Below are 21,469 nucleotides of genomic sequence, written 5' to 3' on the forward strand. Positions count from 1 at the left end.
TCTTACACTCTATGAATGACCCAGTTTCGAACAGGTCTTTTACTTGTGATATAACGTCCGGTACTTTCAGAGGCTATATTTTCCCGTGGCATATTTAAACTTGGTAACTTGCCAGCCGGATAAATAATATTTCCTGATCCACCTGCCACTTTGAAACTTGCTGTTAATTTCTGAAGCTTTCCAGCAGATATGCCGACAAATTTAATTACATTTGCTCCTTTTTCAAGGTCAATCTTAATATCAGTTCCCTTGTTTCGAACAAATAAGTTGTTTACAATCTTACGCCCGTTTAGATAAATATTCATTCGATCACCATCTTCAATTTTGAAGTCGAATATATTGATTATTAAACGGCTTTCAGTAGTGCTAAATTCCGGCATATCACTAGGTGGTGTTGGTGGCAATACAATGTCTAAATCGAATCGTGTGTTATCAGCTAGTTCAATTACTTGTGTTAACCCTGTACCTGAATAAGAGGTACGAATACCGCGTACATACATGCACTTAGTCACTTGTGTAATGCGTTCACGGACAGATACGACATCTAATAATTCCAACGGCAAATAGGCTGGTACGCCAATACTGAGACGCTTCCAACCCATGACCATTTTTGTAAATAGCGCTTTTGCTGTATTAAATTGTTTCTTTGGCGTATTTGCCCAGCTGCTTTCAATGATTAATTCACGTCGTTTGCCTTGCAATATATCCGATCGAATTTTAGCTGAAGTAAATCGATTCTTTATGGTACGGGTAACTTTTTTACGTTTACCATTCACAATTTCAAATTCTTTGGCTTTTGAAACGACGGTAATCGTATCAAAAACCTCATTGTTATCCATTGAGTAATCTGCTTCTGTTAAATCAATATAATCATCAAAAGTAACTACTGCTTTACCTAACTTTTTAAAATCCGGTAATTTTTTTGTTTTTACTTTACCGTTTGAACTTTCGATTAGTGCGTAATATGTTGTAAAAGCCATATTACCGATGTGATCATGCGGATATTCTCCCCTAATCCCCATTTTCTCACCAACTTTATAGCTCATACCGGTGAATGGCTCTTTAATATTTGGTTCAATATCATTCGGAATATTAACATGATCTAAGAATTTCTTTATAGCTACACCAACATTCATATCTACATCATCGATGAGATATTTTTTTGATTTTGGCATACATGTATTTACTTGCGCTTTTTTATAATTTGAACGGCCATTGATTGTAATTGTTCGACCATCCGCGCTAATACTAACTTCATCGATAGAACCAATCAACATTTTTAGAAGGTTGTCGCCATAACCAAGACTAATTTCAAGTTCAGTATCTGGTACTAGTACATTACGCCAAGATGAACTAAGTGGGATTTGATAATTTAATCTCCGTTCACCAAACTTCCCCTCTTTGTAATCCGGCGATAGCTGCCCATCTTCATTCGAACAAACGATTGTAAAGCTTTTAGCTGTGGTTTCTATATCTTCATCGATTTCAATACTTATGATATTTGGCAGTTTTCCTTGACTGACAAAAAAGTTTTCAGCTGTTATCGGCCGTTTAATATTTACATATTCAGCAGGACTTCGAAAATTGTTATTACCGCTCTGGAATTGTGTTGTGAGTGCCCTTATTAGTGCTTGATTGGTTTCTCTCACATGCCATCGACCCCCACACCAGCTCGTTGTGGAGATAGTAATTTGACTCGTAATAATCGTAACGGTCCATCGGTGCTCGGGTCACTCTCTGTTCCAGCCAAATACCCTCCATAAACGCCATAGTTACATTCAAGAACCATGTAACTGTCGTGTCTTGAACGTACAAAATTTCTATATTGTGTCTCGGTTTTAAAGTATAAAGTCATTTCGATTTCACAACCCTTATTCCCAATACGTTGCAACCTCATTGTACCTTCTAAAGTATCGAAAGTTTGAATACCCGCAAGTTGCTTTGGCGGCTTTAAAGAACCAATTGCATCAATGTTTGGTGACGCTATATAGTCATGGTAATAGAAGTCTTTCATGTACACTTTGTCGGCATTACGGTAATTTTCATCTGTTATAAAACCGATTTGATAATTGCCATGATCTAATGGAAAAAAGGCACGTGTCCATGTTCTTGAACCTCGTACCTTCATACGTTCTACAATTTTTCCTGTATCTACATTTTTAACAACAATTATCATTTGTGATTTTCTTACTTCACCAGTCGCTGTTAACGCAACCGAACAAGCGAAGTCGAGCGCAATCATGACTAGTTTATCTCTAGCCACTGAGATAGTCCTTGAAAACCAAGTTGCAGAGGGCCCCTCACAAACAGTCTGTTGTGGATCATACATTATTACTTCTTGGTCTCTCGTATATAATATTGTTTTCATCGTTCTTTACGTCGAACCTCCTTATTAATCCTATCGGTTAACGCTGTATTTAGGAAGTCGATATCTGCATTAGTCGAAGCTTTCTTGACATGTACATGTACATCCCCGACATTTATTTGTTTTCCTGAATTTTTAATTGACGTAGGTTTCTTGCCATTCAATCTATTTTTGAAATCTACTGTCTTACTAGCATTTCGTATTCTCGGAGAAATCGATGATTGTATGATTGCTGCCGTTGATATATTACCAGTGTCGAAACTAACACCTTCAACATCCGGAATAAAATTATCTTTAATTGAATTGCCAAGGTCTCTTGTAGCTTTACCAACACGTTTTCGACCATCAAGAATAGCGTTGCGTACGCCATCAGGAATAAATGAAGCAAGCTTGTACATTATACGAGAAGGTGAACGAATGACCATTTTCCCTGTAAAGCCATCTATGATTTTCCCACCCAAGTCCCTAATAGCACTTACTGCATCAGAAACCTTATCTTTTATACCGCCTATGATACCTTCAACGATGTTGGCACCCCAGTCCCATGCCTTTTTGGCCAGCCCAATAAAGAATGAACCGATTTGACCAAATATTTTTTTGATATACTTATAGGTGTTAGTTAGTGTTGTACGTATTTTGCTATACATAGTGTTGAATACAGTCACAACATTATTTAATATGCTTCCAAGAATTGTTGAAAAGAAGTTTCGAATACGTCTTAATATCCTAGATAAGAAACCCCAAACTTTTGGCATAACTTTAACAATAAAATTATAAATCCCATTAAAAGCCCATTTTATCGAGTTAAAAATAGAAGTAGCCATCCGAGAAAATGCTTTTCTAACACGCCCTAAAGAATTAGTTATAGAGCGAACAAATCGACTTAAAACGCGAAGAATACTATTAAAAGAATTTTTTATTACTTTGACTAATGGTGCAAATATATTTACTAATGACTTTACAGAACCTTTTACACTTTTTACAATACTTTTCACAATCGAACGCCCAAATTTAAAGAATACTTTCGATAGAGAATTTCTTTCAAAAAAACTTTTTATCGGTTTAATTATATATTTATTAAACAGCGAAATAGGGTTCCATTTTTTCATTAAATTTATGCCTTTAATAAGACCATCAACAACAGCCTTACCAGCCTTCACTGCTTGTTGACCTAGTACTTTCCGGTTTTTGTATATATAACGAGCAACAATAGCAAAAGCAGCTATAATGGCTACACCTAACAAAGTAACGGGATTCGTTAGTAACGGTAAGAGCATTGGCAAGAAGCGGGTAAGGGCGCCTTTAATACCTCCAAAAGATTTCTTTATTAATGGCAAGACCCCTCCTAAAATTTTTCTTAAACTAGAGAACATGGTCTTTAATCCAGAATTCCTCCCAGTACTTCCAAATAATCCAGAAACATTACGTAATATGTCTATTAGTGGCAATAATTTAGAAGCAGTTAAAGCTACACTTATAGCTAACGCTCCGAAATGAGCAACTATTTTAGCTATGCCTGGATGAGCTCGTAAGAAGGCTGTTAGATTATCAAAAAGTTCGGACAGTTCATCAGCAACTTTGATAACAGTTGGTTCTAGAGCTTTCCATAACTCTAATAACAGGTTACCAAGTTTACCAACTGTTATTTCTAAATGAGCAAGACCACCACCATCTATACTATTAACCATTTTTTGATATGCGGTTTGACCATCAATTAATACCTTACCGGTCTTCTTCCATGCGTTTTGATTCTCCATTACGCTTTCGGTAGCCTTATTCATATCCCCTTGATACTTTTTCATTGCAACAGCCATGATATCCGCAGCTTGACCTTGTGAAACGCCTAGTTTCTTTGAAATTCTATCTACAGATGAGATAGCACTTACAGCATCAACGCCCCAAACTTTTGCAAAGTTTAAGCCAATCTTTGCAGAGTTGGCAATATTACTCTTCGTTTTACCCATTTTGTTATGTAAAACTGCGAATAATCCACCAACTTTTTCTTGTGATTGTCTAGTTTCAGCTGAAACATCCGATATTTGGTTCTTATATTCACTCATTAATTTAGTATTCATGAGTGTCTGTGACGCAAATTTGCCCCAACCTTTTTCAGCATCTTTAACTACTGTTCCAAACTTATTTGAAATATCTACAAGTACAGGTGTTACGATTTCGTTCAATTGTTGTCCGAGTATTTTTAATTGCTCTAACTTCGATAGTTCATCCAAATTAATATTTGATGCTAAGGATGAACTTGAACTGGTACTCCTTGGAGGACTATTCGCTGGTGGAGTACCATTCGGCGTAGTTTGCTGATCTATTGATCCATTACTTGGAGAAGATTTATTAGCCGCTTGAAGATCAATTGCTGCTATTTTTTTACTAAGAATATTTAATTTCGAATACAATCCATCTAATTTGGCACTAAACGAATCAAAACTTTTAATTAAATTACTAAAACCTTTATCGCTTAATATTTTTATATTAATTGTTTTATCTTCTAAAATAACGTTTAACGCATTAGCTTGGTCCTTGATTTGATTTATCTGCGTTTTTAATTGTGAAGTATTAATTTTAATAGCAAATTCAAGAGTTGCTATTTTAGTATTTAATGCGTTTATTTTAGTAATTGCGTAGGTTGTATCGATTTGTAAATGTCTATTAGTTTGCACTTCATCAAACAACACATCTAGAGCTTTTTTTAATGCATTTATATTTTCTTTTGCATCTTTCATATTTACAGTAATATGAGGTTTAGACTCTATCTGTGTAATAATATCTGAAATCTCTTTTAATTTTTCTTCTAGCTTATTTGCCAATAGTAAAGATCTATTCTCTAGATTATCCATTTTCTTTAAATGTTTGGCCGTTTCAATAATAGTCGTTCCAACCATTTCAACTAAGCCTATAAAACCAGTATTATTTGACAACTATATCCTCCTCTCTATCTTTTAGTGGCGCACAATTGAATAGCTCATCAATATAATCTAATGCTTCTTGTGATGATGTAATTTCAGTATTATTTTCTCCTTGTACATCACCAAACCCAAATTCATTACAGTATTCTTCAAATGTTGGAATGTTCTCTGTTGCAAACATTCCCTCAATTCGCCATGTTAAAAACGCTTGTTTACGATATTCTTCACGGCTTTTTTCAGTTTCCCATAAAGCAGTATCCACCATAAGTTGGAATAGACGAGAATAAGGCATTTCAACAATGTATTCATCAGTCCACTTATAACGCTTTTGTACACGATCAATTGCTCGATATAGTGTATCAGAATCGTCCAGGGGATTTATTTCGTTTATATTGGTGCTTTTTTTTAAACTGTTTTCTGGTCCGTTTGTTTGCTTAGAATTCTCTGGACCGCCGAGAAAAAATCCGTTAAATCCTTGGATGTAAAGACGGCTTCAATTACTTCAACAAATGTATCTAATGGCAAGTTCTCAACATCTTCTTTTTTCTTACCTACAATTGAGCCTATAAATTCATAAATTTCACCTTCGGCTTCAACCAACTCGAAGATTAAATTAAATACGACTTGTAAATATTTCACTCTCTTTTCTTCTTCTGTTTCCTCTTCAACGGAATTTAAGTCCGTCATCAGTTGCATGAAATAACCAACAATCTTTGCTTTTTTGAGAATTGATACAAATTTAAATAGGTGTTTTAAACCAAGTTGCTTAATTTTTATCTCCTCACCGTTAATAATGACCATTTTTTCGATACCGATTAGTGTCTCCACTGTGATTCCCCCCTAATAATAAAAACCCCCTTAAAGGGGGTTTTTTTATTGATTAATTGAATATGCAAATGATACAGGTGTAGATGTATCATGACCTTTTGAAGCAACTGCAGTAATCGTTGTAGTCGTTGAAATTGTAATTGGCCCTTTATACTTAATCCCATTATTCGGAGTAGGATATGAGCCATCTAACGTATAGTAGATTTCGTGATTTACATCTGCATTTAAGCTGACTAATTGTTCTTCCGAATATGTTCCAGGAGCTGGTGTTGCAACAGGTGCAACAACATTAGAGCCACCTTTTGGATAAAGTATATAGAACGGAATCCGCGTAAAATTATCCTCAGCATAACGAGCTACAAACTCGGCCTTTAATACAATATCATCCTTACCTGTACCTAGAGGCAAATTGAATGAATCAATACAACGGGCACGTTCTAATACAAATACAACAGGTATGGATTTACCTGTAATTGAACCAAAAATTGCTAATGTATCAGAGCTACTCGGTGCAATTGAACCATCATGACGAATCATATCGTAGTTATTATCATGAGACTTTACATTGAATACAGGTAGCTTTAATTGAAGATTCTCCTTTGTCATTTCTAGAATATTAGTAGATAGTTTTGCATTTGCTTTTACTAACCACTCCATATTTTCAATAGTCCCCAGTGCACCATCTACTTCAACAGAATGCCACTCTGTTTCAACACTAATCTCATTTCCACCTTTTGTTGCTCCGATGTATTCACCCCAAGTAGAACGGTCTTTTGGGTCAAATGTAATTGGATTAAATCCTCTCGTAATAAGTCCCGGTCCAATTACTAGATTTCGTGAAGAGCCTGGACGTGCTCCATTCAACATTTCATATGCCATAAATTGTTTTCCTCCCTATTTCTTTAATTCAAACTCTGCTACTTTTTTACTTGCGTAAATTTGCAATACAAACTTACTTCCTATCTCTAAGCTTTTCTCAGGATCAATACTAAATTCAAAAATCTCATTTTTTCACCTTACAGTTTTCAACATTTACCTTTTTAAATGCTGAAATATTACTTATTACTAATTTGAAAATGTTTAGCTAATAAAGAGATTCTTGAAACGAAAACTTAGCTTCCTTAAAAATACCTCCTCACATATATGAACTACGTACGACAATGTACGACAATATCTGTTTATAAAACCTTATTATTCACTTTATTCTTGGCCCGCTCAATATACTTTTGAACTGTACTTTTCCCTATATTCAAATCATTAGCGATAGTTTGTAAACTTTTATTATTAACAACATGCTCAATATAACAATGACGTTCTTTTAATGACCAAGAAGTAAATATATCCGCAAGTATGCTTTTTTCTTCACTAGTCATATACAACTGTTTTGAATCTATATCATATAGCTGATCTGTGATATCTGGAATAACATCGATGCTCTCAAAAAATTGCTTATGATAAATGGATTTTTTATCAATACCACGATGTGAATCAGGGTCCCTACCTGTTTCCATCCAATTTATTGCAAAAGTCATACTATCAATCATGCTATTTATTTGTTTTTCAACTTCACGGTCATCTTTCTTTAGTTGAACTTTCATACGTTGTAATTCTTTTTTACCTTTTGAATATTCAATCAACAAATCATGAGCCCAATTCATTTAATAACCACCTCAATTTAAATGTAAAAGAGCACCAAACAAACGCTTTTACACGTTTATCTGATGCTCTCGATTTTTTCGACTAAGCAATTATTTTCTTTTTAATGTAATTTTATATGCTGGGTTTCCAATTTTATAATTTTGGCACGGAATCTCTAAAACACCATATTCTGGTAAAGGCATTGCTTCAACTTTACCGTCCTCTACAATATATATCAGTTTATTTTCCCTTGCATCTATTTTAGCAGTTAAAGTCTTTGTATCTACTTCTATTTTCTTCGTTTCTATATTCAACATTCTATCCCCTAAGAGTTTATAAATTTAACATTATTCAGTATCAATATTACGATAATTATGTAGGTACTTAACATGTCTCATAAAATAGTTATACCCATATATTCATTACTCAAGCATATTGTAAATAATTAGTGCTGATTCATATAAATCATATTTTTCATCCATTACTGCAGAATACTTAATATCAATAACTTCAATATTTAAATTCATAGTTAGCCATTCATTAATTTTTTCACTTAATTTTGTATCAATAGTTGAGTAAATTGATTGTGTTTTAATCATTTTGTAACCTCTCCATTTCTAAAGATATTTACTAATACAATTATTATTTTGCTTATGATACTTTATCCATATTTTTTAATTAATTCTATTTCAATACCCTGTTTGGTCAAGTTCTCAACTAACTTAACCAACTTGTCATGTTCTCGTTTTATACTTTGCATTTCACGAATCACTCTTATAGATTCAATTATTTCTTCTGCGCAAAGCTCAGCAGCTGCATAATTACCCTGCTTAGTATGATTAATTAATTCTAAAAGTATTTCGTCTATATTCTTTTGTTCATTACATGCATTTCTAAAATCTTCATCTCTCACTAAAGCAGATATCATTTATTATTTCCTTTCAATAATAAGATTTGTGGTTATGACAAAAAAATTCTTAGACAATAATAAAAAAATAACATTTGCTACCGATATGGCTCCTTAGACTATAGATAAGACAATTTTATATAAAACCCCTCCTTTTCCCATTTAAAAATTATTGCTATTTTAGCAATAATGTAGATAAAATTATAAATATAATTCAATTTATTATTAGAAAAGGGAAAACTCAAAACTACTTTAATTCTACCCACACATAATTTCTGTTTTAGCAATTAAAAAGACTATATCATTGCTATTTTAGAAATACAAGGATTAATTTTATTTATAGTATTATTATTTGTTAAAGTAGACACATGTTAGAATCCAGATATATAGAATTTAAAATAATATATTTTGAAGGGGGGATTTTATGAGTATAGGAAAAAGAATTATCGTATTGCGTGAAAAAAAAGGGTGGAATCAACGAGATTTGGCTAACAGGATAGGGATAAATGCAAGTGTGATGAATCGGATTGAATCTGAAAATCGCCCTATAAAAGATGATGAACTATTAAAATTGTCAAATGTTCTAGAATGTAGTTCTGATTACCTTCTTGGTAAGTCTAATATTCAGACTTTAATGCCTTATGATAAGAATGATGAAGAGTTTCAAGCATTTGCAAATAGTCCAGACTTACAAAAATGGTACAAAGAACTTCCAAAGTCTAAAGAAGAAGATTTACGACTTTTGAGAGAAATGTGGGAAACAATAAAAAGAAATAAATAAACTATAAATTATTCACTTAGGCTTCAGTAAAATCTGGAGCCTTTTTCTTCTATATATCATTTGCAAACCATCTAAGCAATTCTTATTCAATCTCAACAGGTACTTATGCAGCATTCAACATCGAAATTTTTACACCCTTTAAATATAAATATCCCCTCATCCATAAATTGATTTGCCTTCTGGAGCAGATTTTAAAAAAACCACTTCCAATCTGTTACATTTTATTTTATACTAAAAAGAACACATGTTCTGTTTTTGAAAAAGGAGAGAGTTATGAACACATATTACTACAGTCATCTTGAAGAATATGTTAGAATTTTCTATGAAAAATTAAATATTCTACAACCAATTGACCTAAACATGCTACAAATTTCCAGAGAATTGCATATCAAAGTTTTTTATTGGCCGAATCCTAGTCAATCACTGTTCTTTAGTCAAACAGGATATATATTTTTAAATAATCAATTATCAACTCAGCGACATTGGCAGGACTTTTGTCATGAATTATGCCATGTGCTTTTTCATAACGGTGATCAAATGAATCTCCCACCTTTATTTCGTGAATATCAAGAATACAAAGCAAACAACTTTTCTTTACATACTGCTATTCCTACTTTTATGCTTCAACAAATTAAATTACCAAATGACTTTCACAAAGCGGTTCTTCTTATTCAAGATATTTTTAATGTTGAAGGAGATTTTGCAAAAAAAAGATTAGAAGGATACTTTATGAAGTATTTTGATATTCCTAACACTCTTTATAAAAGCTACAAATAAATGAATTATCTGTTTCTTTTATTTTCCTACTTAATTGACTTATAACGAGTCCAATCCATAAGGTGGAGGTCGCTGGTTCGAGCCCAGTAGGAATCATAGGTGTAGATAAAACCTTGTTACATCAACGTTTATTAATGTTGATTGTGACAGGGTTTTCTTTAATTTTAGACTGAAACTATACGTGAATGGATCATGTACATGCAATTTGAACATATTCAATTTAAGAACATTAAAACCAGGTTAGTTAAACAGGTTAGTCTAAAAACATCCACCATTTCCTAAAAACGATTAAGTCGTAGCTCCTTGATCTTCCAGTAAAGCCTCCTCTAGTTCAATAACAAATTTATTAACTCAATGTTGTATGAGTCCAGACAAAATTTCTTAAAAAAAAACTGCCTTCTCAAATAGTAAAGGCAGTCACAGTTCTCTAAACCCTCAATTCGAAGGCAAGTTCTTGTTATTAAGGGCTAAATATTTGGCGTAATGAATCGTGTTTCTTGCTACGTCAAATTCACCATTAAATATTATTGGGATTCCAGGCCGCCAATTTACTTCAAATAACCACAATCTTTGGTTTTCATCGATTCCAACGTCGATTCCTAATTCATCGAGTGGGAAATCATCGTATAATGAATCAAAATGGTTAGAAAAGCTTAATGAAAAATGCTCAAGTGATCTTTTGACATTAAACCAGTCATCATTAAACTCTTTTTGTAAAAAATGATCAAGATAAGCAGTATAACCCCCACTACCTAAATTAGATGTAATACTGCCCAAAGGTCCTATACGGGGATATATTGATGTTATGACCCATTTTCCTTCTCCATTTTTTTGTACATGCAAACGGAAATCGAATACATGGCCTGATTTTATCTGACATGAAATAAACCTTTGAACTATATATTCTTGTTCCTGAATTTTAAGTAACGCAAAGTCTAATAACTCTTCTTTCGTATAAATTGAGATTTTGCCTGAGTCATTAATTTTGAATTTATCATCTTCTTTTTCAATGAAAAAGATGCTCTCACCTTGGTGGCCAGAAATGGGTTTCATAATGACTTTTGGATATAGAATAATCATGTCCAGTAAATCTTTGACATTAGTTAGTTCGAGTGTTGGAATCAGGTATTGTTTAAAATCCTCACCTTCCTTAATCCTTTTATGGACACTCAATTTATCTCCGATTGAATGACTAGTAAATGGAATCCTCTCAGATAAATAGTCGAAGGTTCGCTCTGCTTTTTCACCTACGGGATAACTTGCATTATAAATGACATCTGGAAACGGATATTCCTTGTCAATCCACACACCATTTTCATAATACTTACCGATAATTTTTTGGTTTTCAATATCAACTTTACCAGGTGTGAAGTAAAAAAATTCCACACCTTCAGCTTTAGCCACAACAGAATAGGCATAGGCCTTCTTTACTTTCTCAGGTTCTGCTCTATGATGCAGCATTCCAATTAAGATCATATTTCTCCATCTCTCCTTAATAAAAGATACCATTCTAAGAAAATTATTAGAAAAGATTATCCAGTATTCCTCTTTTTATGAACACCTATATCCTATATTATTAATTTATGATTTTTCTGTACAATTACAAAGATACATACAAAATAAACCCAACAGCATGCATTCCAAATTCCAATCAAGTTTGTTAAATATCTAAAGATGCTTAGTAAGACCGATGGATCAAAGATTCGAAAATGCTATTTCGTCTTTTGTTCCTAGCACTTTTGTTCAACAATTATACTTTGACGATCTATTAATTTAGGGCTGATACACTGAATACCGGAAAATTCATGTATGGATACAATCACTTTAATATTCGTTTTTTCTAATCGATAAGGAATGTGTATGGTGTCTAAACAATTTCCTTCTATATCAAATGGACGTAATAATGATAGGGAGACATTCGAGTCAATTAAATCCTCAATACGGAAAAAACAAGTTCTAAATAGGGATTGTGAGGTTGTGGTAGTACCAAAGGTAAAATAAGGTTCAGCAGTTGCTGCGGAATATAGAATAAATGGGATGGTTTCCTGAAGTATACCTCGAAAGATTGGTAATTTTGCTTTGTTCTGAGCTTCATAAATCTTTTCCAAAGTAGGTTTCAGATTACAAACGGACTCTTCTTCTTCTTTTTTTTCATGTCGGCCATCTATCATTTTTTATCCACTCCAATTAGATAGGTTCAATATAAAAACGGATTTCCTTTGCAGCTTCCTTAGCAATCCTGATTGCTTCTTCTTTATTTTCTGAAGAAGCCAACACATATCCATAGCGATCGCCCATAGATAAAGGTGGATGTAATACCTTTCCTTTTTTAGGCTTAATAAATACTTCCTCCACCCCGTCTTTCCGAGAACAGCGATTTTTTCCTGTCACCTTTATTAAAGTACCTGTAGATTCACTTGTTAAATATTGTGCAAATACAAATCTTTTGTATTTTTTTTCTAAATTAGGCTCTTGTCCTAAAAAAATCTTTATGGTTTCTTCAACTAAATTAATTCCATAGGCCGTTTCAATTATTCGATTCATTGCTCCCCCTGATATCCGAGGGTTTATTTCAATCAGTTTCCATTCATTACCAATTAATCGCATTTCTAAATGGCAAGATCCATTATTCAAATTAAACCGTTCCAGTACCATACAAACGGTTTCATAGATTTTATTGTAAAGGGATATGTCCATATCTCCCAACAAACAATAACCAGTAACAATAAAACGGTCGAAAAATGTTATTTCTTGTTCAAGGACTGCAATAATATGAACTTTTCCTTTGTACACACAAGCTTCAATCAAATATTGAGGACCCTCTAAATATTCCTCAATTAATAACTCTCTGTTCCCTTTCTTTAATAAAGCATTAATGGATTGTTCTAATTGCTTGTCATCTTTGGCAAATAACACATCTTTAGAACCAGTTGAAACGGGGGTTTTTACAATGAGAGGAAATAAGCCTTTTTGATTATCAATAAAATCTTCTAAGGAATCATCTTTTTCAAACTTCGCAAAATAGGGGGATACCGGAAGATCTTTTAAAAGTTCACGTGTTGAAAGCTTATCTTCCATTTTCTCAAAAGGTTCAGGGGTCACTGCAGTTAAATCAAATTCTTTTGACAACTTTGCAGCTACATGGACATAAGGATCAATAAAACTCAATATAGCTTCTATTTTTTTTCCTTGTGCTTGTATTGCTCTTATATCTTCTTTTAACAAAATATGATTACTCAATTCAGTCAGAACCATTTGGTGAACTTCGGGGAAATCAAGTCTGTTTTCAAGAAACTTTTTCCTATCGGTTAATAATATAGTAAAAAATCCTAGCCTTTCAGCAGCCTTTATTGCCTCTCTACTTGAACCGGATTTATTACTGCCTATAAAAATAATCGTTTTCATAAATTTGCTTAACAACCTTTCTAGTGTCTTTATTGGCATTTTAGTCTGTAAATTAGTTTATTCAAAGGCAACTTGATTTTTTAGGTCAAATCAACTATGAATAAATAATATATAATTGAAGCTCTACTTTTACAGAGCTAAATGGGCAAGAAACTATCTAAATCTACTCTAATAACTAAATACTTTTTCAGGCGTAAATAAGAAAAAGGATTTATATAACATCCTCACTCTTTTAAAGTGGAATCTTCATTTTTGTTATTCATCCAACTTCAATTAATAAGCTTATTAATTAATAATTGTACCCTCTTACTTTTCTCAGATAAAAAATCTATAGGTACTTACTGGGTGGAGCTTTCATGGGTGTAGTCAACACCACATTTTGATACTAAGCTACCATTATAAATATGATGTAGCAACGTTTCATCTCAATTTCTCCAGGTGCCAAATCTAGTGTGAATACCGTCGGAACAACGGTTTACCTAAAATTCAATTAGGAGGTGTTTTTTGGGGGGAACAAGTTAAGATTTGTTTTACTGGTATACCAGTAAAACAAATCTTAATTGAATTAAATATACGTCATAAAACACAAGTGGAAACATGGATGCGTTGGTATAAAAACGGAGAAATACATCGATTTGAACAACCTGTAGTTAAAGAATATACCTTTGATAAAGATCCTGAATATGAGAATGAACAAGCAAAATTAGAAGTGGAAAACCGTTATTTATAACAACAGATTGAGGTCTTAAAAAAGTATTAGGAATTGGAGAGGAAGTGGTTGGAGAAGTAGTTGTACAGTTAGTGGAGACATTAAAAGAAATAATGAGTGTGAAAGATATATGTACACACTTAGGGGTTACACGATCTACCTATTATTGTTGTAAACAACCATCTACTGATGCAGGATCTTGCCAAGCAATCGAGCGACGTATTGGTGAGCTCTGTCGAGTACATAAATTTCGATATGGTTTCGAAAAATTACTGCACTCATACGTCAAGAAATACAGGGGTCAGTCTCCGTATTGCTGGGGGGCTTTTTTTATTTTCTACCTACTACTCCTCTTATTTGTACTTAATTTCATTCCTTTATTAAGTCTTCTATTTAACAACCGTAAACAAATTACCATTATAGTTTTAACACTTTTTCTGGCAAATCATTATATATAGATATAAAAGAAACTGGATTTAACAAATTTTAGAGAAAGGAATTATAGATATAAAAAATTAAGACATTTTTCTAAAGATTGGGCTTATGACTGTACTTCGTTACTTAGTGGTACATATAGATAGCAAGACAATGAAAACAGGGGGCAAAAGTGGATGAATAAAGAGATTATGCTTTCTTTATTGCATAAGGTCATTAAGGTCGATCGTGGGGGTCCTGAATCTCGTATTGGTTTTTTACTAGCTGCAGAAGATGATTATTTTGCATTACTTACTGAAGCAGACGGCGTTACCTATTACAGAACACAGCACGTTAAAAGCATAACAATTGATGCAAAAGAGGGCTTAAAGTTCGCACTCGAGATTCCGGAAAACTTTGAGTATATAACAGGAGGGGACTTTTCAAGTATTCTAAATAGCTTAAAATATTCCTGGATCAAAGTTAATCGTGGAGGACCGGAAATGCTTGAGGGTGTGCTTGATGAAGTGGGCACAGATTATGTAATCATCATTGCAAACGAAGAAGTCATCAGACTTTCAATGTTCCATATTCGCAGTTTAAGCTATGGCGCTAAAGTTGAAAAAGTAAAAGGAGAAGAAAAAGAAGGCGATTCTTCGGCAAAGAAAAAAGAGGCTCGTTCAGAAAGTTCTTCCAAAGAAAATGAATAATAGCATAAGCGGTTTACCTTTTTTATTCGGTAGAAAAAATAATTCATGAAAGGAGACCCCTATTTGAAAGAGAAGAGCTTTGGGCAATCAATAGGGGGGCTTAAAGGTGCAAAGATTGGTTTTTATCTAAACTGCAACCAATTTGTAAAAGGTACCTTACTTGAAGTTAAACAAGACCACCTTGTTGTTGATGTGAATGACATTGTACATTATTTTTCACTTCACCAAATCCATGCACTTTCAAAAAACGCTACAGACATTCGTATATCTTCTCAAAAACTCCCTTATCTTGACAGGGATCATTTGACTGATGTATTAAAAGATTTAAAATACAGCTGGGTAACTATCAATAGTTTGAGTAACCAATTATTTGTCGGATTACTAAGTAAAATTGCCGATGACCACATCATTTTAATACGCAATGGCGAACAATTATATATTCAGAATTCATTTATATCAAATATTTATAAAGGTAATTATAAAATTGAAGAAGTTGCTCAAATCCCCCCTATTCAATCCAAAGATGAAACATCGGTATCCACTATAGAAGAAGTACAAGAATATGCTCTTGAAGACGAAGCTATCGTACAGTCACTCAGTAAAAAGACAGATGTGGATAATTTTCAAATGGATAATCCACAGTCGAGTACAAAGGTTGATTTTATAGATGAGCCTAAGTCTATATTCCCGAACAAACATTTTTTATTAAAACTAGATTCAGCATTATCTATCGATTTAGATCAACCTCCTTTACTGCACTCTGAGGTTGATTCTTCTTTCGATTTAGATCAACTCCCTTTATTGCATTCTGAGGTTAATTCCTCTTTCGATTTAGATCAAACTGCTTTGTTGCATTCTGAGGCTGATTCTTCTTTCGATTTAGATCAAACTGCTTTGTTGCATTCTGAGGCTGATTCTTCTTTCGATTTAGGTCAAACACGTTTGTTGCAGTCCGAGGGTGATTCCTCTATCGTTTTAGATCAAACTTCTTTATTGCAGTCCGAGGGTGATTCTTCTTTCGATTTAAATCAAACTCCTTTATTGCAGTCCGAGGGTGATTCCTCTTTCGATTTAGATCAAACTCCTTTGTTGTATTCTGATGATGAAGGAAGCAATCAGAAAGTTTTACAAACGAACAAAAAAAGAGTACCCATTACTTTCAATACCATTTTTAGTAATCAACATTCAAAAGAGACGGAACACATTCCTTTGAATGAAGAAAAATCAATTAGTAATGAGCTACCTCCAATTAAAAGTGATTTAGAAAACTTAGTCGAAAAGCTTGATTCCGCTAATGAAAAACTTACTCAACTAACTTCAAAAAAAATTAATTCCAAAGAAGAAAAGATAATACTAGAAAAACAGTACTTTGCTTTAATGAAATATGCTAGAAAAATAGCGATTAACGAGAATTTAGATGGTACGATTTTTAAACTAAGTTCAGGTAATACAAAACTTGCTCATTCACTTATTAGACAACTGAGTTTAAAAGAAGAAAAAATCATGTTAAAAAAGCAATACTTTGCTTTAATGAAGCATGCTGAAAAAATGTATCGCCAATTAAGAGATGAACGATTGAGATATTAAAAATAATGAGAATGTTTCTTTCCTTTTTTATTGATTAAAACAAAATTTTATTAATCATTTCTATCATTTAATAAAGGTATTGAACTAAACTGCTATTTAATTAAATAGGAGGGTAAACTTGAATAATACAGTTCAAAACTTTGATAACGAAATTGTGAGATTGGATTTATCAGGGAAAAAGCATCATATCGGTAATATCGTTGAATTAGGTAATGACTTGATTGTTCTATTTAATGGAACTGATTATATTTATATTCCCTTTGATCATATTTTAAATTTAGCTATTGATAAAGATAATAAAGATGAGATTTCAGAACCTTTAGAATCATCTAGAATAATATCAAATGAAAACAAAAATGATTTGACTCTAACAAATGTTCTTACACAAGCACGAGGAATGTTTGTCGAAATTTATGTAACAAATAACCAACCACTTACTGGGTATATCTCACATATCATGAATGATTATTTTATTTTCCATTCTCCAGTCTATAAAACACTGAATATCGCAACAAAACATTTGAAATGGCTAATCCCCTACAATAATAATAAAAGACCTTACGGATTATCCGAGCATGAATTTGCAATTCAGCCATATAATGAACCTTTATTAAATTCACTAAAAGAGCAAGTTGAGAAAATGCAAAATGAACTTGTGGTGTTTAATCTTAGTGAAAAACTCCACCATACAGGAAAAATAAAAAATATTAATGGGTTAATCGTTGAGATTGAAACAGCAAGAAATGTTTCTACTTTCCTTAACCTTCTTCATATTAAAACTATACACAGAGTTTAAATCATTCGAATTCAAAGAGGAAATTTTTTACTGCATGTCATTTGATTTCTACAATATAGAAATCATTCCAAATTTTAAATATACCCTATAAAACATAGAATATCTACAAAATTGATTCTATGTTTTATAGGGTACTTATATTAATAATGTAACTTTATCTAAGAAATCTATAGACCATCAAATTAAGTAAAAATAGAAATACCTCTTACTTATTTATTAGACCGTTTAGCTTACTTTCCATATACATATTTCTCGCTTGAATAAACCGCAATATATACTGTGGTTCATCATCAAAGGTTGCTGCATTATCTTTCATATTAGGATCCTTATGGATATATGGTCGTATAGAATTATATAGCTTTTCAATAAGTGGTTTCTGATATTGCTCGGTGAATTGTGTTTGCAAAACCTCTTGGAGAAACTCTCCGTACATAAGTCTAAATTTACCGCAATCTAGTAATCTGGCTGTCAATGTATTATACCCCTCTATTGGAATGTAATTATGTTCAAGAGGTCTACCATGCAAGTCTCTCCCCCACGTTCCATCATAATCCCATGGTGTTATCTCAATTAACTCGCTTTTACTATTATGATAAAGTGCATAATTGTGAATAAATCCATCAAAATTTTGAGTACAAACGACACCTATAAGCCACTTTAAATACTTTGGAACATCTAAAATGGTACTTATTTCTTCATCGAATTTTTCTTTTGGAAAAGTATTAATTGCAATAAGTAGTCTTTTAAGTGAGCTATCATTCTGGTAGTCGTACTTCTTTGTATAGCCATCTTCTAATGTTAATTTTAACTTATGGTCAGGTGTATACAATGAAAAATTAGCATCGTCATTCGTTGCATAATAAATGGTTCCATCCGGTAATTTTCTATTCCCCAAAAAATACTGGTCAAATGACTCCAGCTGTAAATAAACCCCATGGCAAACATCATTAATATAAAGGAGAATATGAACAGATTGAGGTGCAAGAACACCAATACTTTCAAAAAAATCAAATGATAGCTTATTTCTCATTAAAGAAGGATCGTTATATTCAGCATTTAAATGAATTTCATGCTGTCCATCCATAAAATAAGGTTTATCAAAAATAATATGATAGGATTTTTTTTTATGTTTTCGTAATTGATTCCCTCGTAAAGCTATTTTTATTGAGAGTTTCTGTTTGGCTGTTTTTAGTTTTGCATCGACATAATCATGTTCCCAAATATTATTTTGTATTCTTAAAAGTTCATTTTCGGGCATTTCAATATAATATTTTTCCATTTTATTAACCTCCTCCATTTATACAAATCTTGATTTGTAGTATTAAAATAAGAAAGTATTTTATTTTTCAGCAATCATTTTCCCTATTCCTTCTAACTCTCCTTTGCATAAAATGTAGGGATGTCAAATCAAAGGAGGGATAAAGGTGAAAACACTCGGACTTGATGTAAAAGCACTTGCATTAATTGCAGAATCAAATGGTGTATTACACTATATGTCGAATAACCCAACAGATGAACCTGAAGAATTTGATTCAATCATAAACCTTAAATCTAAATGTCATAAAGGGTCTCGCGGTAGCAGAGGCTCTCGTGGTAGTAAAGGGTCTCGCGGTAGCAGAGGCTCTCGCGGTAGTAGGGGCTCTCGCGGCAGCATAGGCTCTCGTGGTAGTAGAGGCTCTCGTGGTAGTAGAGGCTCGCGCAGCAGTAGAGGCTCTCGTGGTAGTAGAGGCTCTCGTGGTAGTAGAGGGTCTCGCGGTAGCAGAGGCTCTCGTGGTAGTAGAGGCTCGCGCAGCAGTAGAGGCTCTCGTGGTAGTAGAGGCTCTCGTGGTAGTAGAGGCTCGCGCGGCAGTAGAGGCTCGCGCGGTAGCAGAGGCTCTCGTGGTAGTAAAGGGTCTCGCGGTAGCAGAGGCTCTCGTGGTAGTAAAGGGTCTCGCGGTAGCAGAGGCTCTCGTGGTAGTAGAGGGTCTCGCGGTAGTAGGGGCTCGCGCGGCAGCAGAGGCTCTCGCGGTAGTAGAGGCTCTCGCGGCAGCAGAGGCTCTCGCGGTAGTAGGGGCTCGCGCGGCAGCAGAGGGTCTCGCGGTAGTAGGGGGTCTCGCGGTAGTAGAGGCTCGCGCGGCAGCAGAGGCTCGCGCGGTAGTAAAGGTTCTCAAGGCAGCAGAGGCTCGCGCGGCAACAGAGGCTCTCGCGGCAGCAGAGGGTCTCACGGTAGCAGGGGGTCTCGCGGCAACAGAGGCTCTCGCGGCAGCAGAGGCTCTCGCGGTAGTAGTGGTTCTCACGGTAGCAGAGGGTCTCACGGTAGCAGGGGGTCTCGCGGTAGCAGAGGGTCTCACGGTAGCAGGGGGTCTCGCGGTAGTAAAGGTTCTCAAGGCAGCTGAGGTTCTTGTGGTTGTAAACGTAATCGCTTTAGATAGAGCTCTCGGAGCAGTAATGACTCCAACAGCCACAATGAAAAGTCATATTAATTAAAACACGCATAATAGAACTTACTGTACGTAACTATTTAATAACTTCGGCAATATGCCGAAGTTATTTACATTGACTCAATTAATTTCTTACCTATTTGTTAGCTTCAATACGGCAAATTATTAACATATTGCTATAACTGCTCCTACCAATAAGACTCTTAACAGCATATATATATATTTAGTTAGCATGTTTGAGGAATTTTCATTTTGAATTATCCCCAAACGATTTAAGCTTAAAATATGCTAAGTTATTCAGAAAAAAACAACTTCGAGTTTAAATTTATAAAATCCCTTTTCAACTTAAAGGTGTTTTATGGTTGATCTCGAATAATTAACTTAGACGTCGTTATGCCTTTTCCATTACTTTAAAGACATGACTTGATATTGGTTTATTTAATTTCTTTTGTATAAATTGCGTTGCTTCGAATAATTTTAATTGGTCAATATTTGTAGAAATACCCAGCTCATTTAAAAAGTGATTCAAATCATCTGTTGCTACATTTCCACTCGCTCCCGGGGCATAGGGACAACCCCCTAACCCTCCTAAATCAGCCCCATTTATATATTCAGCATTAACATATATATCATGATAATTTAGCATTTTACTTCAACACTTTTTATGCTTCTCTAACATTGTTTCATTAAACTGATCTGATTGTCCTTTTGGAATACTTAACGATTGCCATTCAGAAGTTTTTAAAAGCTTACCGATATACACTATTTGCCCAACATGATAAGAATAATGAGAAATTTGACGCTCAATAGCTGCCATCACCAGATGATCTTCCCCGCGTATCTTAACTTTTTTCAGTAAATCTTGCTCTGTTAAATCGGCGAGTGTCGTAAATAGAATTTGCCAGCCATGTTCCCAAATCCGGATTAACTCTTCCCTAGGTAAATACGAATCATCAAATTCTAAATCTCTATTTCTCGTTGGTTTTTCGCCATCTGTACTTAAAAAATCACTCCACCGAGAAACCATGTTACCCCCTACATGTTTTACAATAACCGCAATACTATTTGATTCCTCGTGTTTGGACCAATACAGTTGTTCATCATCCAGTTGATGGAAGGTTTGATCTCCAAGCTTTTTCATTTCCATAAATCTGTTAGTTACTATGTTTAAATAATTCTCACCTATGTTCATTTCAAATCCCCCTTTACACAAA

22 protein-coding genes and 1 pseudogene are annotated in these 21,469 nt (G+C 33.9%); 7 read left to right on the forward strand and 16 right to left on the reverse strand.

The window, feature by feature from the left end:
- Positions 1 to 2: 2 nt before the first annotated feature.
- The 10 genes from AMD00_RS14165 to AMD00_RS14205 form a co-directional block, all read right to left on the reverse strand.
- Positions 3 to 1,649, reverse strand: coding sequence for a hypothetical protein (locus AMD00_RS14165; protein ID WP_053417662.1), 1,647 nt, complete (start codon positions 1,647 to 1,649; stop codon positions 3 to 5).
- On the reverse strand, positions 1,646 to 2,368 hold the full coding sequence (locus AMD00_RS14170) for a hypothetical protein (RefSeq protein ID WP_053417663.1): 723 nt from the start codon (positions 2,366 to 2,368) through the stop codon (positions 1,646 to 1,648). The genes AMD00_RS14165 and AMD00_RS14170 overlap by 4 nt, the downstream gene beginning before the upstream one ends.
- Positions 2,365 to 5,295, reverse strand: coding sequence for a hypothetical protein (locus AMD00_RS14175; protein ID WP_053417664.1), 2,931 nt, complete (start codon positions 5,293 to 5,295; stop codon positions 2,365 to 2,367). Before AMD00_RS14175 ends, AMD00_RS14170 begins: the two co-directional genes overlap by 4 nt.
- Positions 5,285 to 5,575 (reverse strand): hypothetical protein, encoded by a 291-nt coding sequence (locus tag AMD00_RS14180; protein WP_053417665.1) that lies wholly within the window; start codon positions 5,573 to 5,575, stop codon positions 5,285 to 5,287. The genes AMD00_RS14175 and AMD00_RS14180 overlap by 11 nt, the downstream gene beginning before the upstream one ends.
- Before the next feature lie 113 nt (positions 5,576 to 5,688).
- Complete coding sequence (locus AMD00_RS14185) at positions 5,689 to 6,111, reverse strand: hypothetical protein (RefSeq protein WP_053417666.1); 423 nt, start codon at positions 6,109 to 6,111, stop codon at positions 5,689 to 5,691.
- A 45-nt stretch (positions 6,112 to 6,156) separates the two neighbouring features.
- Entirely contained in the window at positions 6,157 to 6,990 is an 834-nt protein-coding gene (locus AMD00_RS14190) for a chitobiase/beta-hexosaminidase C-terminal domain-containing protein (protein ID WP_053417667.1), read from the reverse strand.
- Positions 6,991 to 7,289: 299 nt separating this feature from the next.
- Positions 7,290 to 7,769 carry an RNA polymerase subunit sigma-70 gene (locus AMD00_RS14195; protein WP_053417668.1) on the reverse strand — a complete coding sequence of 160 codons (480 nt, stop codon included), beginning with the start codon at positions 7,767 to 7,769 and terminating at the stop codon, positions 7,290 to 7,292.
- Positions 7,770 to 7,859: 90 nt separating this feature from the next.
- Entirely contained in the window at positions 7,860 to 8,066 is a 207-nt protein-coding gene (locus tag AMD00_RS14200; RefSeq protein ID WP_157059251.1) for a hypothetical protein, read from the reverse strand.
- A gap of 105 nt (positions 8,067 to 8,171) precedes the next feature.
- On the reverse strand, positions 8,172 to 8,348 hold the full coding sequence (locus AMD00_RS23270) for a hypothetical protein (RefSeq protein ID WP_157059252.1): 177 nt from the start codon (positions 8,346 to 8,348) through the stop codon (positions 8,172 to 8,174).
- Positions 8,349 to 8,410: 62 nt separating this feature from the next.
- On the reverse strand, positions 8,411 to 8,677 hold the full coding sequence (locus tag AMD00_RS14205) for a hypothetical protein (RefSeq protein WP_053417670.1): 267 nt from the start codon (positions 8,675 to 8,677) through the stop codon (positions 8,411 to 8,413).
- 403 nt (positions 8,678 to 9,080) lie between these two features.
- Here AMD00_RS14205 and AMD00_RS14210 point away from each other — a divergent pair, with 403 nt between their 5' ends.
- Both AMD00_RS14210 and AMD00_RS14215 read left to right on the forward strand, forming a co-directional pair.
- The gene (locus tag AMD00_RS14210) at positions 9,081 to 9,437 is read left to right on the forward strand and encodes a helix-turn-helix domain-containing protein (protein WP_053417671.1); all 357 of its coding nucleotides are present in this window, start codon (positions 9,081 to 9,083) and stop codon (positions 9,435 to 9,437) included.
- Between the two features lie 273 nt (positions 9,438 to 9,710).
- Positions 9,711 to 10,214, forward strand: coding sequence for an ImmA/IrrE family metallo-endopeptidase (locus AMD00_RS14215; protein ID WP_053417672.1), 504 nt, complete (start codon positions 9,711 to 9,713; stop codon positions 10,212 to 10,214).
- 435 nt (positions 10,215 to 10,649) lie between these two features.
- Here AMD00_RS14215 and AMD00_RS14220 read toward each other — a convergent pair whose 3' ends face one another.
- The 3 genes from AMD00_RS14220 to AMD00_RS14230 form a co-directional block, all read right to left on the reverse strand.
- Positions 10,650 to 11,690: a YheC/YheD family endospore coat-associated protein gene (locus tag AMD00_RS14220; RefSeq protein ID WP_053417673.1), complete on the reverse strand. Its 1,041-nt coding sequence runs from the start codon at positions 11,688 to 11,690 to the stop codon at positions 10,650 to 10,652.
- A gap of 254 nt (positions 11,691 to 11,944) precedes the next feature.
- Positions 11,945 to 12,385, reverse strand: coding sequence for a CotY/CotZ family spore coat protein (locus tag AMD00_RS14225; RefSeq protein ID WP_053417674.1), 441 nt, complete (start codon positions 12,383 to 12,385; stop codon positions 11,945 to 11,947).
- A 16-nt stretch (positions 12,386 to 12,401) separates the two neighbouring features.
- A complete protein-coding gene (locus AMD00_RS14230) occupies positions 12,402 to 13,619 on the reverse strand; it encodes an ATP-grasp domain-containing protein (RefSeq protein WP_053417675.1) in 1,218 nt (405 codons plus the stop codon).
- Between the two features lie 601 nt (positions 13,620 to 14,220).
- On the opposite strand from AMD00_RS14230, the gene AMD00_RS24175 reads away from it, so the two are divergent.
- The 4 genes from AMD00_RS24175 to AMD00_RS14255 all read left to right on the forward strand — a co-directional run bounded on the left by AMD00_RS24175 (position 14,221) and on the right by AMD00_RS14255 (position 17,835).
- Positions 14,221 to 14,349, forward strand: coding sequence for a hypothetical protein (locus tag AMD00_RS24175; RefSeq protein ID WP_281173070.1), 129 nt, complete (start codon positions 14,221 to 14,223; stop codon positions 14,347 to 14,349).
- A gap of 590 nt (positions 14,350 to 14,939) precedes the next feature.
- Entirely contained in the window at positions 14,940 to 15,452 is a 513-nt protein-coding gene (locus AMD00_RS14245) for a hypothetical protein (RefSeq protein WP_053417677.1), read from the forward strand.
- A gap of 63 nt (positions 15,453 to 15,515) precedes the next feature.
- Positions 15,516 to 17,039, forward strand: a complete 1,524-nt coding sequence (locus AMD00_RS14250; protein WP_053417678.1) for a hypothetical protein — start codon at positions 15,516 to 15,518, stop codon at positions 17,037 to 17,039.
- Positions 17,040 to 17,157: 118 nt separating this feature from the next.
- Positions 17,158 to 17,835, forward strand: a complete 678-nt coding sequence (locus tag AMD00_RS14255; protein WP_053417679.1) for a hypothetical protein — start codon at positions 17,158 to 17,160, stop codon at positions 17,833 to 17,835.
- Between the two features lie 205 nt (positions 17,836 to 18,040).
- Here the strand turns inward: AMD00_RS14255 and AMD00_RS14260 are convergent, their stop codons facing one another.
- Entirely contained in the window at positions 18,041 to 19,114 is a 1,074-nt protein-coding gene (locus tag AMD00_RS14260; RefSeq protein ID WP_053417680.1) for a CotH kinase family protein, read from the reverse strand.
- Between the two features lie 383 nt (positions 19,115 to 19,497).
- Here AMD00_RS14260 and AMD00_RS14265 point away from each other — a divergent pair, with 383 nt between their 5' ends.
- Positions 19,498 to 20,301 carry a hypothetical protein gene (locus AMD00_RS14265; protein ID WP_245639524.1) on the forward strand — a complete coding sequence of 268 codons (804 nt, stop codon included), beginning with the start codon at positions 19,498 to 19,500 and terminating at the stop codon, positions 20,299 to 20,301.
- A gap of 345 nt (positions 20,302 to 20,646) precedes the next feature.
- Here AMD00_RS14265 and AMD00_RS14270 read toward each other — a convergent pair.
- Together AMD00_RS14270 and AMD00_RS14275 are read right to left on the reverse strand one after the other, a co-directional pair.
- Positions 20,647 to 20,844: pseudogene (locus AMD00_RS14270) on the reverse strand (hydroxymethylglutaryl-CoA lyase); the annotation flags it as partial.
- A gap of 63 nt (positions 20,845 to 20,907) precedes the next feature.
- Positions 20,908 to 21,447: a DUF1572 family protein gene (locus AMD00_RS14275; RefSeq protein ID WP_053417683.1), complete on the reverse strand. Its 540-nt coding sequence runs from the start codon at positions 21,445 to 21,447 to the stop codon at positions 20,908 to 20,910.
- Positions 21,448 to 21,469: the final 22 nt, after the last annotated feature.

It is taken from the genome of Viridibacillus arvi, from assembly GCF_001274945.1.
Taxonomy (GTDB): Bacteria; Bacillota; Bacilli; order Bacillales_A; family Planococcaceae; genus Viridibacillus; species Viridibacillus arvi.

Excerpts from the sequence above, each read along its gene's own strand:
- AMD00_RS14245 (WP_053417677.1), top strand. The coding sequence starts at position 14,940 with ATGAATAAAGAGATTATGCTTTCTTTATTGCATAAGGTCATTAAGGTC.
- AMD00_RS14170 (WP_053417663.1), bottom strand. The coding sequence starts at position 2,368 with ATGAAAACAATATTATATACGAGAGACCAAGAAGTAATAATGTATGAT.
- AMD00_RS14210 (WP_053417671.1), top strand. The coding sequence starts at position 9,081 with ATGAGTATAGGAAAAAGAATTATCGTATTGCGTGAAAAAAAAGGGTGG.
- AMD00_RS14200 (WP_157059251.1), bottom strand. The coding sequence starts at position 8,066 with ATGTTGAATATAGAAACGAAGAAAATAGAAGTAGATACAAAGACTTTA.
- AMD00_RS14220 (WP_053417673.1), bottom strand. The coding sequence starts at position 11,690 with ATGATCTTAATTGGAATGCTGCATCATAGAGCAGAACCTGAGAAAGTA.
- AMD00_RS14260 (WP_053417680.1), bottom strand. The coding sequence starts at position 19,114 with ATGGAAAAATATTATATTGAAATGCCCGAAAATGAACTTTTAAGAATA.
- AMD00_RS14190 (WP_053417667.1), bottom strand. The coding sequence starts at position 6,990 with ATGGCATATGAAATGTTGAATGGAGCACGTCCAGGCTCTTCACGAAAT.
- AMD00_RS14225 (WP_053417674.1), bottom strand. The coding sequence starts at position 12,385 with ATGATAGATGGCCGACATGAAAAAAAAGAAGAAGAAGAGTCCGTTTGT.
- AMD00_RS14195 (WP_053417668.1), bottom strand. The coding sequence starts at position 7,769 with ATGAATTGGGCTCATGATTTGTTGATTGAATATTCAAAAGGTAAAAAA.
- AMD00_RS14275 (WP_053417683.1), bottom strand. The coding sequence starts at position 21,447 with ATGAACATAGGTGAGAATTATTTAAACATAGTAACTAACAGATTTATG.
- AMD00_RS23270 (WP_157059252.1), bottom strand. The coding sequence starts at position 8,348 with ATGATTAAAACACAATCAATTTACTCAACTATTGATACAAAATTAAGT.
- AMD00_RS24175 (WP_281173070.1), top strand. The coding sequence starts at position 14,221 with ATGCGTTGGTATAAAAACGGAGAAATACATCGATTTGAACAACCTGTA.
- AMD00_RS14205 (WP_053417670.1), bottom strand. The coding sequence starts at position 8,677 with ATGATATCTGCTTTAGTGAGAGATGAAGATTTTAGAAATGCATGTAAT.
- AMD00_RS14180 (WP_053417665.1), bottom strand. The coding sequence starts at position 5,575 with ATGCCTTATTCTCGTCTATTCCAACTTATGGTGGATACTGCTTTATGG.
- AMD00_RS14230 (WP_053417675.1), bottom strand. The coding sequence starts at position 13,619 with ATGAAAACGATTATTTTTATAGGCAGTAATAAATCCGGTTCAAGTAGA.
- AMD00_RS14215 (WP_053417672.1), top strand. The coding sequence starts at position 9,711 with ATGAACACATATTACTACAGTCATCTTGAAGAATATGTTAGAATTTTC.